Source organism: Prevotella sp. MGM2 (assembly GCF_002933955.1).
GTDB lineage: Bacteria > Bacteroidota > Bacteroidia > Bacteroidales > Bacteroidaceae > Alloprevotella.
The window spans coordinates 1-16609 of record NZ_BEWW01000122.1 but is presented as its reverse complement, the minus strand read 5'-3'; the positions used below and the strand labels follow the sequence as shown (position 1 = coordinate 16609).

The window sequence follows — 16609 nt, the reverse complement described above, 5'->3', positions numbered from 1 at the left end:
TTAACAAATGCACCGGAATTTCGGCTTGACCCCTTATTCTCCTTTCCCTTGAAGTAATCTTGTAGTCCAAGATTCTCTTTCATATATTGAACTATTGCTTTCCTATAATTATCATGACCTCCACTAGGTATCCCTAACTGTCCTTTATAAACATTGTATAACTGTTCTTTATTGAAGAATTTAGACTTACCATGAATCCAAGTCCCCTTGTCATAATCACCATTCTCATATGTTCTATTTGCCAAACCATCTCCATTGACATTTAGTTCCAACTTAAAAACATCTTTTCCACTTAGTAATGGAACCTCCAAAAAATCTTGGCTATTTAACAAATCAATAAGCTTTATCCAACAATCCTCAAAATTGTCTATAATATCGACAATCTCACTTTGTATGGCACATTTACAAAATGTTTTGAATATTCCATCCTTTCTTTCAAATCCAATATTACCATTACTATCTGGAGGAGTTGGACGCAATCCCTCAACGAAATCTGTATAATCATAAGAAGGATGAAACTGAACGAATGCAAATTGTTCAGTTTTCTCCAAATCTTCATCAGATTTCACTCCTATAATTGACTTCGCTATTTGTTTAGCCAAATGAGTTTTTCCTGTACCTGGAGCTCCCGTAAATATTAAATTTTGATTTATTGCAAGAAGTGCTTTCTTTGTATCAATATAAGTGCTCATATCTATTCGTTTTTTTTCAATATATCTTAAATGCTGTAATACTTCCCAAGGATATGTAATTATATCCATTGCATTTTGTGGTTGCAATACTTTTTGGAACAAGCAACATATATTGTGACTATTAATAAACCAATTGCCTCCAATAAAATCCGGAATAGTGTCAGAAGAATGCTCTTTTAATTTAGCGAACAATGCCCATAAATGATATTCATTGACGATTGTACATAATAAATTAGGCTGTAAAGAAGCTATCAACCGATTGGTTGCAGCTCTTCTATCTTGTGCTGTAAAGTTTCTTATTTGCTTTTTTACTTTTTGATATGTTTCCCACTGAGGAATATCCTGATTTTGTGCTATATTTTTTAGCAATGGTGCAATCTTGCTCCAATTTGATTTTATTGTTTGCTTTTCATCTTTAGTAAAATAGCCTTGCTTCAGAGAAGACACACATTGATCACTTGAACGTTCAAAAAATTCATAAAAGACAGTTTCATCCCAATCTTCCCAATTAGCCTTCATAATAGCTTCATTGATAAATTGAGGGACAAATTGCTTATAATTATCTCGCCAATCTTCCCAAACATCTACTTCGCTACAATATTGTTTCAATGTTTTCCCCATTGTTTTATAAATTTAAACACTCAATTCAACTACAAAAGTACACAAAAACATGATGTAACATTCTACAACCACGAATTATATTATAAATTATAGCTTTATACCTTTTTGTTTCCTTATCGGCATTACCAACGCTTCCATAAACTTGTCTGTCGCCTGAACCAATGACGGGCGAAACTCCGTCTATATTGAGGTCAAATCTTCTCTCTGTGTGCTGTTTGAGAGAACACCTCACTCTCAGTTTTGAAATGTCTGTAAAACCCACGAGAATATAGTTCGCCTTTAATAGTATCATCTTTAAACGTACATAGTCTTTTAATGATGACATATCCCAAGTACAGAGGATGAAGATAGAACCGGTTGATTTGAAACATAGACTCCAACCTTCAATAAACACAAAAAAAGAGAAGCTGCCTTCCAGACGAAAGACAGCCTCTTTTGATATTTGGACAATAACCTTAAATTATTCGGCCTTAGGTGCTTCTTCAGCAACAACGGCTTCAGCAGCAGGAGCCTCGGCAGCAGACTTCTTGGAGCGACGCGTACGCGTGGCTTTCTTCTTAGTCTTAGCCATATTCTCATCGTAATCAACAAGTTCGATGAAGCACATATCGGCACCGTCGCTGGGACGGAAACCGGTTTTGATAATGCGCGTGTAACCACCGGGACGATCAGCCACCTTAACGGAAATTTCCTTGAAAAGCTCGGTCACGGCATACTTGTCCTGCAAATAGCTGAAGACAACGCGACGAGAGTTCGTGGTGTCGTTCTTACTCTTGGTAATCAGCGGCTCAACGTACTTCTTCAACGCTTTAGCCTTGGCGAGAGTCGTAGTGATTCTTTTGTGCTTGATCAGAGAGCAAGCCATGTTGGAAAGCATAGCCGCTCTATGAGAAGCAGTACGGCTCAGATGGTTAAATTTCTTATTGTGTCTCATGTTTGTTTTTAATCTTTATCTAATTTATACTTAGAAATGTCGGTTCCAAACGACAGATTCAGACCCTCGAGCAAATCATCAAGCTCAGTGAGCGATTTCTTACCGAAGTTACGGAACTTCAAGAGGTCATTCTTGTTGAACTGTACCAAATCACCAAGTGTTTCCACATCGGCAGCTTTCAAACAGTTGAGAGCGCGAACCGAAAGGTTCATATCAATCAATTTGGTCTTGAGCAACTGGCGCATGTGGAGCACTTCCTCATCAAACTCTTCATTGTCCATATTGGCGGAATCCTCAATGGTAATCTTCTCATCGGAGAAGAGCATAAAGTGATAAATGAGAATCTTGGCAGCTTCCTTGAGCGCGTCCTTCGGCTGAATGGAACCGTCCGTAGTGATTTCGAGTATAAGTTTATCGTAGTCGGTCTTTTGTTCCACACGATAAGGCTCTACAACGTATTTCACATTACGGATAGGGGTGTAAATCGAGTCGATTGCTATTTGATTGACATCAGAGCAGAAATCCCGGTTTTCTTCGGCCGGAACATAACCGCGTCCTTTGTTAATCGTCAGTTCAATCTGCATCGTGGCTTTGGAATCAAGGTGACAAATCACCAATTCCGGATTTAACACTTCAAATCCAGTAAGATATTTGCTGATGTCACCAGCTTTGAACTCTGTGGCATTGGCAATGTTGATACTTACCTTCTCAGTTTCGTATTCCTCTACTAACTGCTTGAAGCGTACCTGCTTCAGGTTGAGAATAATGTTGGTTACGTCTTCGCGCACTCCGGATATCGAAGCGAACTCGTGCTCAACACCGTCAATTTTGACGGTGTTGATGGCGAATCCCTCAAGAGAGGAGAGCAGGATACGGCGTAACGCATTTCCGACAGTCGTGCCAAAGCCCGTTTCCAAAGGACGGAACTCAAACTTTCCGAACTTGGCATCGTTCTCCAACATTATTACTTTGTCAGGTTTTTGAAATGCTAATATCGCCATGAAAATAATCAGTTTTAATTAGTTTTTAGAGTACAACTCGACAATCAGCTGTTCCTTGATATTCTCAGGGATGTCAGCACGCTCGGGTTTGTGAAGCAATTTTCCGGACTTTGTGGCTTCATCCCACTCAATCCAAGGATACTTGCTGTGATTGAAACCTGCAAGAGCGTCAGCAATTACTTCGAGAGACTTGGACTTCTCACGAACAGCAACGATCTGACCAGGTTTCACACTGAAAGAGGCAATATTAACCACCTTGCCGTCTACCGTAATGTGCTTGTGATTCACAAGCTGGCGGGCAGCTGCACGGGTGGGAGCAATACCAAGGCGATAAACGACATTGTCGAGACGGCACTCCAAAGCCTGGAGTAGCAACTCACCAGTAATACCACTGGAGGCGGCAGCCTTGTCAAACATATTACGGAACTGTTTCTCTAAAACACCGTAAGTATATTTAGCTTTCTGCTTCTCAGCCAACATGACACCGTACTCGGAAGTCTTGCGGCGACGAGAATTACCATGCTGTCCGGGAGGATAATTACGCTTGGAAAGCACTTTATCCGCACCAAAAATCGCCTCTCCGAACTTACGGGCAATACGAGACTTAGGTCCTATATATCTAGCCATATTTTATCTTTTTCTTTTAAAGCGTTACACTGAATATTATACTCTTCTTCTCTTCGGAGGACGGCAACCATTGTGCGGCAGGGGCGTAACGTCAATGATTTCCGTTACTTCGATACCGGCACCGTGGCAGGCACGGATGGCAGACTCACGTCCATTACCGGGACCTTTCACATAAGCTTTCACTTTGCGGAGACCTAAATCATAAGCTACTTTTGCACAATCCTGAGCTGCCATCTGAGCAGCATACGGAGTGTTCTTCTTAGAACCGCGGAAGCCCATCTTACCGGCTGAAGACCAAGAGATAATCTGGCCCTCGCTATTAGCCAAAGACACGATGATATTGTTGAAAGAACTATGAACATGCAACTGGCCCATAGCGTCAACCTTTACATTTCTCTTTTTAGCTGCGACTGTTTTCTTTGCCATATCTATTTATTATTTAGTAGCTTTTTTCTTGTTAGCGACAGTCTTCTTACGACCCTTGCGCGTACGAGCATTGTTTTTCGTGCTCTGACCGCGAACAGGCAAACCAATACGATGGCGAACACCACGATAGCAACCAATGTCCATCAGGCGCTTGATGTTCAACTGAATTTCAGAACGGAGGTCACCCTCTACTTTGTACTCAGCGCCGATGATTTCACGGATCTTAGCGGCTTGGTCATCGGTCCAATCCTTAACTTTAAGATCTCTGTCTATGCCGGCCTTATCAAGGATTTTAGCCGAACTACTGCGACCTATTCCGTAGATATAGGTCAATGCGATTTCGCCTCGCTTGTTCTGAGGCAAATCAACACCAACAATTCTTATTGCCATATACTTATTAAGTTATTTTGCGAAAACTGGATTAACCCTGACGCATTTTGAACTTAGGGTTCTTTTTGTTAATTACAAACAAACGGCCTTTACGACGTACAATTTTACAGTCTGCCGTGCGTTTCTTTAAAGATGCTCTTGTCTTCATATCTGTTTTTATTATTTGTATCTGAATACGATGCGCCCTTTAGAAAGGTCATACGGACTCATTTCTACCTTCACCTTATCTCCGGGAAGAATCTTGATGTAATGCATACGCATCTTACCCGATATGTGAGCGGTAATTTCATGCCCGTTCTCTAATTCGACACGAAACATTGCATTGCTCAAAGCTTCAACAATCGTTCCGTCTTGTTCTATAGCGGTTTGTTTTGCCATATTAATTTAACTGTCTTTCTATTTCTTCTATTTGTTCAAATGATGACATAATATCAGCTTTGCCATGATGAATTGCTATCGTATGCTCAAAATGAGCAGCGAATCGACCATCGCGCGTTGCCACACTCCAGCGGTCTTCTTTCATCATAATTTCATGAGTACCCATAGTTATCATTGGCTCTATGGCTATGCACAAACCGTTTTTCAACTGCTTGCCGGTACCACGTTTTCCATAATTGGGAACTTGCGGATCCTCATGCATTTCACGACCTATGCCATGACCTACAAATTCACGGACCACACCATATCCTTTACTTTCGCACAAGGACTGAACAGCATAGCCAATATCTCCTAATCGCTTTCCTGGAATAGCTGTCTCAATAGCATTATAGAGTGCAGCTTTTGTTGTCTCCAATAAAGCTTTTACCTCCGGCTTAACTTCTCCTACACAAAAAGTGTAACAAGAATCACCACAAAAGCCATCAAGCAATGTTCCACAATCTACCGAAACAATATCACCATCTTTCAATGGAGTGTCATTGGGGATACCATGCACAACTACATCATTAACAGATGTACAAATTGATGCAGGAAATGCAGAACCATAAGGATTAGGAAATCCCTTAAAAGTTGGAACCGCACCATTATCCCTTATAAATTGTTCGGCCAAGGAATCCATTTGCAAAGTCGTTATTCCAGGACGAATAATCTTAGCTATTTCAGTGAGTGTTGCGCTTACCAATAAATTAGCTTTGCGCAACAACTCTATTTCATCATCAGTCTTCAAATAAATCATCAAGCCCGTTTTAATTAATAGGCAGAGATATTACCTGCTTGGGAACGCACATGCCCGGAATTAAGCAATCCGTCATAACGACGTACCAACAAGTGACTCTCGATTTGCTGGAGAGTATCCATAACAACTCCCACTAAAATGAGCAAGGAAGTTCCTCCAAAGAATTGTGCGAATCCGGAACTGATACCAAGCAAACCGCTGGCAAAAGCAGGCAAAATAGCAATTACGGAAATGAACAAAGAACCAGGAAAAAGCAGACGAGACATCACCGTATCAAGATAATCGGCAGTGGGCTTGCCAGGTTTAACACCAGGAATAAACCCATTATTACGCTTCATATCTTCTGCCATTTGAACAGGATTAAGGGTGATTGCCGTATAAAAATATGTGAAAGCAATAATAAGAATAACTAACACAACATTATAGGGTATGCTCGTATGATTGCTGAAATTTCCCAAAAAACCGTCAACATTACCCAAAGAAGAAGCTATAGTAAGCGGAATGAACATAATAGCCTGAGCAAAGATGATAGGCATTACGTTAGCTGCAAAAAGCTTCAATGGGATATACTGACGAGCACCGCCATATTGTTTGCCTCCCTCAATACGCTTTGCATACTGAACGGGGACTTTACGAGTAGCCTTTACTAATAAAATAGCAAAAGCCATCACAAATAGCAATACTATGATTTCAAAAAGGAATTTCACCAAACCACCATTCTCACTACCTGATAAAGACTGGAGGAATTCTTGTCCTAAAGACTCAGGAAGACGGGCTATAATACCAATCATGATAATAATGGAAACACCGTTACCTATACCTTTATCTGTGATACGTTCGCCCAACCAAAGTATAAACATACTCCCGGCCGCAAGGATAATCGTAGACGATATCATAAACTCGATGCCCATTTCCACACGAAAAGCTCCACCTACTTGATTATGCAAGTTTATCAAATAAGCAGGTGCCTGGAACACCAAAATTGCGATTGTCAACCAGCGTGTATACTGATTAATTTTTCTTCTACCACTTTCCCCTTCACGTTGCATCTTCTGAAAATAAGGCACAGCTACAGCAAGCAATTGTATAACAATAGATGCTGAAATATAAGGCATAATACCTAATGCAAAAACAGAAGCATTGGAAAAAGCACCACCGGAAAACATGTTCAACAAAGACATAAGGCCTTCATTGGTCTGATCCTGTAATCCTTTCAGTCCCGAAGGACCGGGGTCAATACCAGGCAACACGATAAATGAGCCAAAGCGATAGATAGCAACAAAAAGGAGAGTTATGAGGATTCGAGTTTTCAAATCCTCAATTCTCCAAATGTTCTTTACAGTCTCGATTATTTTTTTCATTGATAGAGAGACTTACCATTAAATTTTTGTAGCGGTACCACCAGCTGCTTGAATAGCAGTTTCAGCACTTTTAGAAAAAGCGTGAGCCAAAACTTCTATTGCGGAAGTTATCTGGCCATTGCCAAGTACCTTAACCAACTGTTTCGAAGAAATAAATCCGGCAGCGATCAATTCCTCCACACCAACTTTCTGAAGACCTTTAGCTTCAGCCAAACCTTGAATAGTTGAAAGATTGATAGCCTTATATTCTACACGATTAATGTTTTTAAAGCCGAATTTAGGCAAACGACGCTGTAAAGGCATCTGGCCGCCTTCGAAACCTATTTTCTTGCTATAACCGGAACGCTGCTTAGCACCTTTGTGACCACGCGTTGAAGTGCCACCCATGCCCGAACCCGGACCGCGACCTATTCTCTTACGTGAGTGCGTAGAACCACTAGCAGGTTTTAAAGTATGTAATTTCATAACTTTCTTTTTAGTAAAATTAGTCTACGACAGTTACCAAATGATGAACCTTATTAATCATGCCACGCAGAGAAGCATTATCTTCTTTCTCCACCATACGATGCATTTTCGTGAGGCCCAGAGCATCAAGCGTTCTTTTCTGATCGATGCTTGCACCGATTCTGCTCTTAATTTGCTTAATCTTTATAGTTGCCATAGTCAATTTATCCTCTGAATACTTTTTCCATAGAAATACCACGGTGCTGAGCAATTGTTTTGGCATCACGCATTTCACTCAATGCCAAAATCGTTGCTTTTACTAAATTATGAGGATTTGAAGATCCCTTTGACTTAGCAAGCACATCCTTTATGCCAACACTATCAAGTACGGCGCGCATTGCACCACCGGCAACAACACCAGTACCTTCAGAAGCAGGAAGAATCAGTACTTCGGCACCACCAAACTTAGCTGCTTGCTCATGAGGTACTGTACCTTTGATAATAGGAACCTTTATGAGATTCTTCTTAGCAGCTTCTACGCCTTTGGCGATTGCAGCTGTAACTTCTCCTGCTTTACCAAGACCGCAGCCAATGACACCTTTACCATCACCAACTACAACAATAGCGGCAAATGTAAAAGTACGACCACCTTTGGTCACTTTAACCACACGATTGATAGCAACGAGTCTATCTTTTAATTCTTCGCTATTAACTATTACTCTGTTTGCCATAATCATTTAGAATTTAAGTCCGCCATTGCGGGCACCGTCTGCAACTTCTTTTACACGACCATGGTACAAGTAACCATTACGATCGAAAACGACCTGGGTTATACCTGCCTCAATGGCTTTTTTTGCAACGAGTTCTCCGACTTTCGCTGCCTGTTCTTTCTTAGGCATGGCTTCCATACCAAGAGAAGAAGCCGCTACTAATGTGGAAGCTGTTTCGTCGTTGATGATTTGAACGTAAATCTGCTTGTTACTTCTAAAGACAGTCAAACGGGGACGTTCAGCAGTACCTGAGATTTTATTACGTACCCGATATTTAATTTTGATGCGTCTTTGTTCTTTTTTCGTAGTCATAATCTTATCCAATTAAAATTACTTAGCACCAGCTGACTTACCAGACTTTCTACGAATCTGCTCGCCAACATACAAAATACCTTTACCCTTATAAGGTTCAGGCTTGCGGAAAGAACGGATTTTAGCACATACAAGACCTAAAAGTTGCTTATCGCAAGATTCCAGGCAAATATACGGGTTCTTATTTCTTTCAGACTTTGTTTCAACCTTGATTTCATTCGGCAACTGGAGGAAGATGCTATGTGTATAACCAAGAGCAAATTCTATCAAATTGCCCTGATTTGAAACACGATAACCTACACCTACAAGCTCCATTTCTTTCTTATAGCCTTCAGAAACCCCAACAACCATATTGTTTACGAGTGATCTGTAAAGACCATGGAAAGCCTGCTTCTGCTTCTGTTCCACAGAATCATTCTTCTCATCGATAGCGAATGTAATCTCGTTGTTTTCGATGGTGACAATAATAGAAGGATCAACAGCTTGGCTTAATTCACCCTTCGGTCCTTTTACAGACACTACATTATCCTTCAGGGTAACTGTAACGCCTGCAGGAATGTTAATCGGCAATTTACCTATTCTAGACATATTGTTCCTCCCTCAATTAATAAACGTAGCAAAGCACTTCGCCGCCAATCTTGAGTTCGGCAGCCTCTTTGTCAGTCATGACACCTTTGGACGTGGAAATGATGGCAATACCAAGTCCGTTAATAACTCTCGGCATATCACGATAACCGGTATACTTACGCATACCTGGAGTGGATACACGGGTCAAGCTCTTGATAGCATTGACTTTGCTTTGAGGATTATACTTCAAAGCAATTTTGATTGTTCCCTGAGGACCATCTTCCTCAAACTTGTAGTTGAGAATGTATCCTTTCTCAAAAAGGATCTTAGTGATGTCCTTCTTCAAATTTGATGCGGGCACTTCAACCACACGATGCTTTGCTTGAATAGCGTTGCGCAACCGCGTCAAATAATCTGCTATTGGATCAGTCATATAAATAATAATTTTAATTAATCGGGACTACCCCGACAATATTAAGAAATATAAATAAATTTACCAGCTTGCTTTCTTTACGCCGGGGATAAGACCGTTTGATGCCATTTCGCGGAACTGAATACGAGAAAGACCAAAAAGACGGATATATCCTTTAGGACGACCAGTGATTTTGCAACGATTGTGCAAGCGAATGGGATTTGCGTTACGGGGTATCTTCTGAAGTTTACGAGCTGCCTCATAAGCTTCAACGGGATCACCTGACTTGTTCACAATTTCTTTCAACGCTGCACGTTTTGCTGCATATTTGGCTACTAACTTGGCTCTCTTTACTTCGCGAGCCTTCATAGATTCCTTTGCCATATTGTATATTAGTTGTTTTTAGCGTTTTTGAAAGGAAGACCAAATTCTTTGAGCAGTGCGTAACCTTCTTCATCGGTAGCTGCCGTTGTTACGAACGTTATGTTCATACCAAGAATGCGATCGATGGTATCGATGTTTATTTCGGGGAAGATTATTTGCTCCTGAATACCGAGGGTATAGTTACCACGACCATCAAGTTTACCTTCAATACCCTTGAAGTCACGGATACGAGGCAGAGCTACACGCACGAGTTTCTCCAAGAATTCGTACATACGCTCACGACGCAGAGTAACCATAACACCGATAGGCATTTTCTTACGAAGCTTAAAGTTAGCTACGTCCTTGCGTGAAACTGTTGCCACAGCTTTCTGGCCGGTGATTGCAGTGAGTTCATTGATAGCGACATCAATAATTTTCTTATCTGCAGTAGCCATACCCAAACCTTGATTGATAACAATCTTCTTGAGTACAGGTATTTGCATGGAAGAAGAATAATTGAATTGCTTCATGAGAGCCGGAGCAATACGCTCGGCATATTCCTTCTTAAGTTGTGCTGTATTACTCATTACTTAATCTCCTCTCCTGATTTTTTTGCATAACGAACCAACTTGCCTTCTTCGTTCTTACGACGGCCAATGCGTGTCGGTTTACCACTTTTAGGATCTACCACATTCAAGTTTGAGATATGAATGGGAGCTTCCATTTTTACAATGCCACCTTGAGGATTCTTCGCACTTGGTTTCTGGCTTTTAGAAACAAAGTTTACACCCTCAACGATTGCGCGCTGCTTCTCAACAAGGACCTTGGTAACCTTACCTGTCTTACCCTTGTCTTCACCAGCATTAACATAGACGGTATCGCCTTTTTTGATATGTAACTTAGTCATTACGAATTCTGTTTACTGGATTAAAGGACCTCAGGTGCCAAGGAAACGACTTTCATGTTGACAGCACGCAATTCACGCGCTACCGGACCGAAGATGCGACTACCTCTCAATTCGCCTGCATTGTTCAGGAGCACGCAAGCATTGTCATCAAAACGGATATAAGAACCATCGGCACGACGAATTTCCTTCTTGGTACGTACAATCAAAGCCTTAGATACGGCACCCTTTTTAATATCACTCGATGGGATGACGCTCTTTACGGAAACGACAATCACATCGCCAACAGAAGCATAACGACGCTTCGTACCACCCAACACGCGGATGCAGAGTGCTTCGCGAGCACCGCTGTTGTCAGCTACTGTAAGTCTGGATTCTGCTTGTATCATAATTACTTAGCTCTTTCTACAATTTCTACAACTCTCCAACGTTTGGTTTTGCTCAAAGGGCGGGTTTCCATAATCAACACCGTATCACCTACGTTGCAATCATTCTTCTCGTCGTGAGCATGATATTTTTTTGTTTTGGAGATAAATTTACCATAAATCGGGTGCTTCTCTTTGAACTTGGCAGCAACGACAATGGTTTTATCCATTTTGTTGCTAATAACAACACCCTGTCTTGTTTTTCTTAAATTTCTAGCTTCCATCTGGGCCATTATTATTTGTTAAGTTCAATTTCTCTCAACACAGTTTTCATGCGGGCAATGGTACGACGCGCAGTTTTGATCTGTGCAGGATTTTCCAGAGGAGAGATGCTGTGGTTGAGGAGCATCTGATTGTACTTTGCAACCTCAGTATCAATTCTTTCAGCCAACTCGTTAGCCGGAATTTGTCTAATTTCTGCAATTTTCATAATCAAGCGTTTTGGTCGTAGTCATGTCTAACAATAAACTTCGTGGTCACAGGAAGCTTCTGTGCGGCAAGTCGCAGAGCCTCTTTGGCTACCTCGAAAGGTACTCCTTCTATTTCGAAGATAATGCGACCCGGCGTGATGGGGAACACATAACCTACAGGATCACCTTTACCTTTACCCATACGTACATCGGCAGGCTTCTTGGTGATTGGTTTATCGGGGAAGATGCGTATCCAGCTCTGTCCCTCACGCTGCATATAACGCGTCATTGCGATACGTGCAGCTTCAATTTGGCGACCGGTGAGCCAGTGTGTATCCAAGCTCTTAATGCCGAAGCTACCGAATGCCAATTGATTACCGCGCTGGGCATTGCCTTTGCAACGACCTTTTTGCGGTCTTCTGTATTTTGTTCTTTTCGGTTGTAACATAATACTCTAACAGTAATGTGGTAAATTAACGGTTGTTGTTTCTCTTGCCACGGAATTTGCGACCACGATCACCATAGCCGTTACCGCGACCCGTTTCTTTCTCAGGCGTAAAGTTAGGCGTGAGGTCACGCTTGCCATACACTTCGCCACGGCAAATCCATACCTTGATACCAAGGAGACCTACTTTCGTAAGGGCTTCCGTCTGGCAGTAGTCGATGTCTGCGCGGAAAGTGTGCAGAGGAGTACGTCCTTCTTTGAACATTTCCTTGCGAGCCATTTCAGCGCCGTTAAGACGACCGCAGATTTGCACCTTGATTCCTTCAGCACCAGCATGCATAGCGTTCATAATGGCCATTTTGATGGCACGGCGATAAGCGATTTTTCCCTCTACCTGGCGAGCGATGCTCTTACCTACGATGGTGGCATCAAGGTCGGGTTTTTTCACTTCAAAGATATTAATCTGAACATCTTTGTCCGTCACCTTTTTCAACTCTTCTTTGAGCTTGTCAACTTCTTGGCCACCTTTACCAATGATCAGGCCCGGACGCGAGGTGCATACGGTGATGGTAATCAGTTTGGGAGTACGCTCTATAACGATGCGTGAAACGCTGGCCTTTGCCAAACGGGCATCAAGATACTTACGGATTTTGCTATCCTCAAGCAAGTTGTCACCGAAATTAGAACCACCGTACCAGTTAGAATCCCAGCCACGAATAATTCCAAGACGATTACTTATCGGATTTACTTTTTGTCCCATACTTTTACTTATTAATCATTGTTTTTTGTGCCCACGAACAAGGTTACGTGGTTTGAACGTTTACGAATACGATAACCTCTTCCCTGCGGAGCAGGACGCATGCGCTTGAGCGTTGCGCCTTCGTCAACAAAAATCTTGGTTATGAACAATTCGCCATCTTCAGCTTTACGCTCGTTTTTCTGTTCCCAGTTGGCGATAGCCGAACGCAGAAGTTTTTCAACATCCTGAGAGGCTGCTTTTTTAGAGAACTTGAGTGTACCGAGGGCACGGTTCACCTCCATGCCGCGAACCAAGTCTACGACATAACGCATTTTGCGCGGTGAGGAGGGAACATTTCGCAATTTTGCAAAATACTGGGTCTTCAGGGCTTCTTTACGTTTTTCAGCCGCTAATCTTTTTCTTGCTCCCATTTATTATTTTTCTTTTTATTTCTGGTTGAATGGTGCCTGCTTATTTCTTTTTGTTTCCGGCATGGCCGCCGAACTTGCGGGTGGGTGCGAACTCACCGAGCTTGTGGCCTACCATGTTTTCCGTAACATAAACAGGAATAAATTTGTTACCGTTATGAACTGCAACAGTATGTCCGACGAAATCGGGCGATATCATTGAAGCTCTGGCCCAAGTTTTAACGACGCTTTTCTTGCCGCTTTCATTCATGGCAAGAATCTTCTTTTCCAAGGAGACAGCGATATACGGACCTTTTTTTAGTGAACGACTCATATACGATCTATTCTTTTAGTGCTTGTTACTTCTTACGTCTTTCGATAATGTACTTGTTGCTCTGCTTCTTAGGAGCTCTTGTCTTCAAGCCCTTAGCATACAAACCTGTACGTGAACGCGGGTGACCACCGGACTGACGACCTTCACCACCACCCATCGGGTGATCTACGGGGTTCATAACGACACCACGGTTGTGAGGACGACGGCCCAACCAGCGAGAGCGACCAGCCTTACCGGAACTTTCGAGGGCGTGATCGGAATTGCCTACGCTACCAATCGTAGCTTTGCAAGCACTAAGTATCTGACGGGTTTCGCCAGAAGGCAACTTGATGACGCAATACTTTCCTTCACGGGAAGTCAGCTGCGCGAAGTTACCTGCAGAACGAACGAGGAGCGCGCCTTGTCCGGGACGAAGCTCGATGTTGTGAATAACCGTACCTACAGGGATATTCTGCAGGGGAAGGGCATTACCAACTTCAGGAGCGGCTTCGGCACCCGACATGATTTCGGCACCAACCTTCAATCCATTGGGAGCGATAATGTAACGCTTTTCACCATCCGCATAGAACAACAAAGCGATACGGGCCGAACGGTTCGGATCGTATTCGATTGTCTTTACAATTGCGGGCACACCGTCTTTCTCGCGTTTGAAGTCGATGAAGCGGAACTTTCTCTTATGGCCGCCGCCGAGATAACGCATTGTCATCTTACCGACATTGTTACGGCCACCCGTTGCACGCTTACCGCATACGAGAGATTTTTCTGGTACGGATGCAGTAATTTCTTCGAACGTACCAATAATTTTGTGTCTCTGCCCCGGTGTTGTGGGCTTAAATTTACGTACTGCCATCTTTTATTTAGATATTGCTATAAAAATCGATAGTTTCACCCTCTTTCAGGGTTACGATAGCCTTTTTGAAGGCATTTGTCTTACCACGGAGCAGGCCTGCCTTAGTGTAGCGTGACTTATTCTTGCCGGCATAGTTCATGGTGCTGATGCCCACAACAGTAACGCCGTAAGTGGCTTCGATTTCGGCCTTTATCTGAAGTTTGTTTGCTTCAGGGCGAACCACGAAACCGAACTTGTTTTCGCTCTCCGTAATACCGGTCATTTTCTCAGTGACCAAAGGTTTTACTATATATGCCATTTTTACGTCGCTTCTTTATTTGTTTAAGACAGCCTCAATTTTGCCGATAGCGCTTTCGGTCACAACCATAACTCCGGCATTGAGAACACCATAAGTGTTAATATCCGAAGCAATCGCCACCTTTGCTTTCTGCAAATTGCGTGCTGACAAATATACATTTTTATTAGCTTCTGACAACACTACTAAAACTTTTTTATCAGAAATCTTAAGATTATTTACGATTTCGATAAATTCTTTAGTCTTAGGAGCCTGCATATCGAAGTCTTCCACCACTACAAGGGCACCTTCCTGAGCCTTATAAGTAAGGGCACTGCGACGGGCCAAAGCCTTCACCTTCTTATTAAGCTTGAAATCGTAATCGCGGGGCTTGGGACCGAACACACGGGCACCACCAACGAGTACAGGCGAATTGATATCACCTCTACGAGCACCGCCGCCACCTTTCTGACGACCAAGCTTGCGCGTAGAACCGCTCATCTCACTTCTTTCCTTTGACTTAGCCGTACCCTGACGCTGTGCAGCAAGATATTGCTTAACATCGAGGTAGATAGCGTGATCATTAGGCTCGATGCCAAATACGGCGTCATTAAGGACAACCTTACGACCGGTATCCTCACCTTTGATATTTAATACACTAACTTCCATTGTTTACTTTTCAATTATTACGATTGAACCTTTGCAACCGGGAACAGAACCCTTAATAAGAAGGAGGTTGTGCTCGGGGATTACCTTTAACACTTTCAAGTTCTGGGTAGTCACACGATCGCCGCCCATCTGGCCGCCCATACGCATTCCTTTGAACACTTTGGCGGGATAAGAACAGGCACCGATAGAACCCGGCTTACGCAAGCGGTCATCCTGACCGTGAGTAGTCTGACCGACACCACCGAAACCATGGCGCTTCACAACACCCTGAAAACCTTTACCTTTTGACGTACCAACCACGTCTACATACTCAGCATCGCTGAAAAGCTCGACGGTCAGAGTGTCCCCCAAGTTCAGTTCTTGTTCAAAACCCTTGAACTCGGCCAAGTGACGCTTGGGCGTAACTCCAGCTTTCTTAAAGTGTCCCATCAAAGGAGCGGAAGTATTCTTCTCCTTTGCTTCCTGGAAACCCACCTGAACAGCGGCATAACCATCTTTTTCAACACTTTTAATCTGAGTTACCACACAAGGACCTACTTCGATAACAGTGCACGGCACGTTTTTGCCGTCGGCACCGAAAACGGATGTCATTCCGATTTTCTTTCCTAATAATCCTGGCATTTCAGTTTTTATTTATATAAAATATTAAGTAATTTTTCCTTTCCGTAGCCCACACTGCATTTACACCATGGGGCGGAGCGTTATTTCTAACACGGGCGAAGCCCTTCAAAACAAAGCAGTTATCTTACGTTTCCTACTTTTCGGTGTGCAAAGTTACAACTTTTTACGGAAACTGCAAATATTTCTTTATCTTTTATTCAGAAAATCAGCGAAAAAGACGATTCCAGATCTTCTTCATGGGATTACGAAACATCTCGTCCTATCATTTTAACATTTCTTGCTTTTTGCAGAAAAATTCACTATCTTTGTAAAAGCGAAGCGGGGCCTCCTTACAGAAAGCCTCGCTTTTTCTATGTTTTTACGATGTTTTCAAAGTTTTTTCTGCCATATTCTTACCCAAAAATCCCCGTATTGCAATTTAAATTCCAATTATTCGT

30 protein-coding genes are annotated in these 16609 nt (G+C 42.5%); all 30 read right to left on the bottom strand.

What is annotated here, in order from left to right:
* The coding region (locus tag C5S62_RS02780; RefSeq protein ID WP_148665645.1) for an AAA family ATPase at positions 1–1313 on the bottom strand (1313 nt) is incomplete at its 3' end.
* Between the two features lie 460 nt (positions 1314–1773).
* Positions 1774–2247, bottom strand: a complete 474-nt coding sequence (gene rplQ, locus C5S62_RS02775) for a 50S ribosomal protein L17 (protein WP_104403956.1) — start codon at positions 2245–2247, stop codon at positions 1774–1776.
* Positions 2248–2255: 8 nt separating this feature from the next.
* Positions 2256–3248, bottom strand: coding sequence for a DNA-directed RNA polymerase subunit alpha (locus C5S62_RS02770; protein ID WP_104403955.1), 993 nt, complete (start codon positions 3246–3248; stop codon positions 2256–2258).
* Positions 3249–3266: 18 nt separating this feature from the next.
* Entirely contained in the window at positions 3267–3875 is a 609-nt protein-coding gene (rpsD, locus tag C5S62_RS02765) for a 30S ribosomal protein S4 (protein WP_104403954.1), read from the bottom strand.
* Positions 3876–3911: 36 nt separating this feature from the next.
* Positions 3912–4301, bottom strand: a complete 390-nt coding sequence (rpsK, locus tag C5S62_RS02760; RefSeq protein WP_104403953.1) for a 30S ribosomal protein S11 — start codon at positions 4299–4301, stop codon at positions 3912–3914.
* A 9-nt stretch (positions 4302–4310) separates the two neighbouring features.
* A complete protein-coding gene (gene rpsM / locus C5S62_RS02755) occupies positions 4311–4691 on the bottom strand; it encodes a 30S ribosomal protein S13 (protein WP_104403952.1) in 381 nt (126 codons plus the stop codon).
* A 31-nt stretch (positions 4692–4722) separates the two neighbouring features.
* Positions 4723–4839 (bottom strand): 50S ribosomal protein L36, encoded by a 117-nt coding sequence (gene rpmJ / locus C5S62_RS02750; protein ID WP_004352823.1) that lies wholly within the window; start codon positions 4837–4839, stop codon positions 4723–4725.
* Between the two features lie 11 nt (positions 4840–4850).
* Positions 4851–5069 carry a translation initiation factor IF-1 gene (gene infA / locus C5S62_RS02745; RefSeq protein ID WP_104403951.1) on the bottom strand — a complete coding sequence of 73 codons (219 nt, stop codon included), beginning with the start codon at positions 5067–5069 and terminating at the stop codon, positions 4851–4853.
* Position 5070: 1 nt separating this feature from the next.
* Positions 5071–5865 (bottom strand): type I methionyl aminopeptidase, encoded by a 795-nt coding sequence (map, locus tag C5S62_RS02740; protein ID WP_104403950.1) that lies wholly within the window; start codon positions 5863–5865, stop codon positions 5071–5073.
* Between the two features lie 14 nt (positions 5866–5879).
* The gene (gene secY, locus C5S62_RS02735; protein ID WP_104403949.1) at positions 5880–7226 is read right to left on the bottom strand and encodes a preprotein translocase subunit SecY; all 1347 of its coding nucleotides are present in this window, start codon (positions 7224–7226) and stop codon (positions 5880–5882) included.
* 18 nt (positions 7227–7244) lie between these two features.
* Entirely contained in the window at positions 7245–7691 is a 447-nt protein-coding gene (gene rplO / locus C5S62_RS02730) for a 50S ribosomal protein L15 (RefSeq protein ID WP_104403948.1), read from the bottom strand.
* 19 nt (positions 7692–7710) lie between these two features.
* Positions 7711–7887, bottom strand: a complete 177-nt coding sequence (gene rpmD, locus C5S62_RS02725) for a 50S ribosomal protein L30 (protein WP_104403947.1) — start codon at positions 7885–7887, stop codon at positions 7711–7713.
* A gap of 7 nt (positions 7888–7894) precedes the next feature.
* Positions 7895–8407 (bottom strand): 30S ribosomal protein S5, encoded by a 513-nt coding sequence (rpsE, locus tag C5S62_RS02720; RefSeq protein ID WP_172486294.1) that lies wholly within the window; start codon positions 8405–8407, stop codon positions 7895–7897.
* Positions 8408–8752: a 50S ribosomal protein L18 gene (gene rplR, locus C5S62_RS02715; RefSeq protein ID WP_104403946.1), complete on the bottom strand. Its 345-nt coding sequence runs from the start codon at positions 8750–8752 to the stop codon at positions 8408–8410. It lies immediately after the preceding gene.
* 18 nt (positions 8753–8770) lie between these two features.
* Positions 8771–9340, bottom strand: coding sequence for a 50S ribosomal protein L6 (rplF, locus tag C5S62_RS02710; RefSeq protein ID WP_104403945.1), 570 nt, complete (start codon positions 9338–9340; stop codon positions 8771–8773).
* A gap of 16 nt (positions 9341–9356) precedes the next feature.
* Positions 9357–9752 carry a 30S ribosomal protein S8 gene (gene rpsH / locus C5S62_RS02705; RefSeq protein WP_104403944.1) on the bottom strand — a complete coding sequence of 132 codons (396 nt, stop codon included), beginning with the start codon at positions 9750–9752 and terminating at the stop codon, positions 9357–9359.
* 60 nt (positions 9753–9812) lie between these two features.
* Positions 9813–10115: a 30S ribosomal protein S14 gene (rpsN, locus tag C5S62_RS02700; protein WP_104403943.1), complete on the bottom strand. Its 303-nt coding sequence runs from the start codon at positions 10113–10115 to the stop codon at positions 9813–9815.
* 8 nt (positions 10116–10123) lie between these two features.
* Entirely contained in the window at positions 10124–10681 is a 558-nt protein-coding gene (gene rplE, locus C5S62_RS02695; RefSeq protein ID WP_104403942.1) for a 50S ribosomal protein L5, read from the bottom strand.
* Positions 10681–11001: a 50S ribosomal protein L24 gene (rplX, locus tag C5S62_RS02690; protein ID WP_104403941.1), complete on the bottom strand. Its 321-nt coding sequence runs from the start codon at positions 10999–11001 to the stop codon at positions 10681–10683. Before rplX ends, rplE begins: the two co-directional genes overlap by 1 nt.
* Before the next feature lie 20 nt (positions 11002–11021).
* Positions 11022–11387 (bottom strand): 50S ribosomal protein L14, encoded by a 366-nt coding sequence (rplN, locus tag C5S62_RS02685; RefSeq protein WP_104403940.1) that lies wholly within the window; start codon positions 11385–11387, stop codon positions 11022–11024.
* A gap of 2 nt (positions 11388–11389) precedes the next feature.
* A complete protein-coding gene (rpsQ, locus tag C5S62_RS02680; protein WP_104403939.1) occupies positions 11390–11656 on the bottom strand; it encodes a 30S ribosomal protein S17 in 267 nt (88 codons plus the stop codon).
* Positions 11657–11658: 2 nt separating this feature from the next.
* Complete coding sequence (rpmC, locus tag C5S62_RS02675) at positions 11659–11853, bottom strand: 50S ribosomal protein L29 (protein WP_104403938.1); 195 nt, start codon at positions 11851–11853, stop codon at positions 11659–11661.
* 2 nt (positions 11854–11855) lie between these two features.
* The gene (gene rplP / locus C5S62_RS02670) at positions 11856–12281 is read right to left on the bottom strand and encodes a 50S ribosomal protein L16 (protein WP_104403937.1); all 426 of its coding nucleotides are present in this window, start codon (positions 12279–12281) and stop codon (positions 11856–11858) included.
* 25 nt (positions 12282–12306) lie between these two features.
* Positions 12307–13038 carry a 30S ribosomal protein S3 gene (rpsC, locus tag C5S62_RS02665; RefSeq protein ID WP_104403936.1) on the bottom strand — a complete coding sequence of 244 codons (732 nt, stop codon included), beginning with the start codon at positions 13036–13038 and terminating at the stop codon, positions 12307–12309.
* An 11-nt stretch (positions 13039–13049) separates the two neighbouring features.
* Entirely contained in the window at positions 13050–13448 is a 399-nt protein-coding gene (gene rplV, locus C5S62_RS02660; RefSeq protein WP_104403935.1) for a 50S ribosomal protein L22, read from the bottom strand.
* Between the two features lie 40 nt (positions 13449–13488).
* Positions 13489–13758 (bottom strand): 30S ribosomal protein S19, encoded by a 270-nt coding sequence (rpsS, locus tag C5S62_RS02655; RefSeq protein WP_104403934.1) that lies wholly within the window; start codon positions 13756–13758, stop codon positions 13489–13491.
* Between the two features lie 25 nt (positions 13759–13783).
* The gene (gene rplB / locus C5S62_RS02650; protein WP_104403933.1) at positions 13784–14608 is read right to left on the bottom strand and encodes a 50S ribosomal protein L2; all 825 of its coding nucleotides are present in this window, start codon (positions 14606–14608) and stop codon (positions 13784–13786) included.
* Between the two features lie 7 nt (positions 14609–14615).
* The gene (gene rplW / locus C5S62_RS02645) at positions 14616–14906 is read right to left on the bottom strand and encodes a 50S ribosomal protein L23 (protein WP_104403932.1); all 291 of its coding nucleotides are present in this window, start codon (positions 14904–14906) and stop codon (positions 14616–14618) included.
* Between the two features lie 15 nt (positions 14907–14921).
* Positions 14922–15551, bottom strand: coding sequence for a 50S ribosomal protein L4 (gene rplD / locus C5S62_RS02640; RefSeq protein WP_104403931.1), 630 nt, complete (start codon positions 15549–15551; stop codon positions 14922–14924).
* A 3-nt stretch (positions 15552–15554) separates the two neighbouring features.
* A complete protein-coding gene (gene rplC, locus C5S62_RS02635; protein ID WP_104403930.1) occupies positions 15555–16172 on the bottom strand; it encodes a 50S ribosomal protein L3 in 618 nt (205 codons plus the stop codon).
* Between the last annotated feature and the right edge of the window lie 437 nt (positions 16173–16609).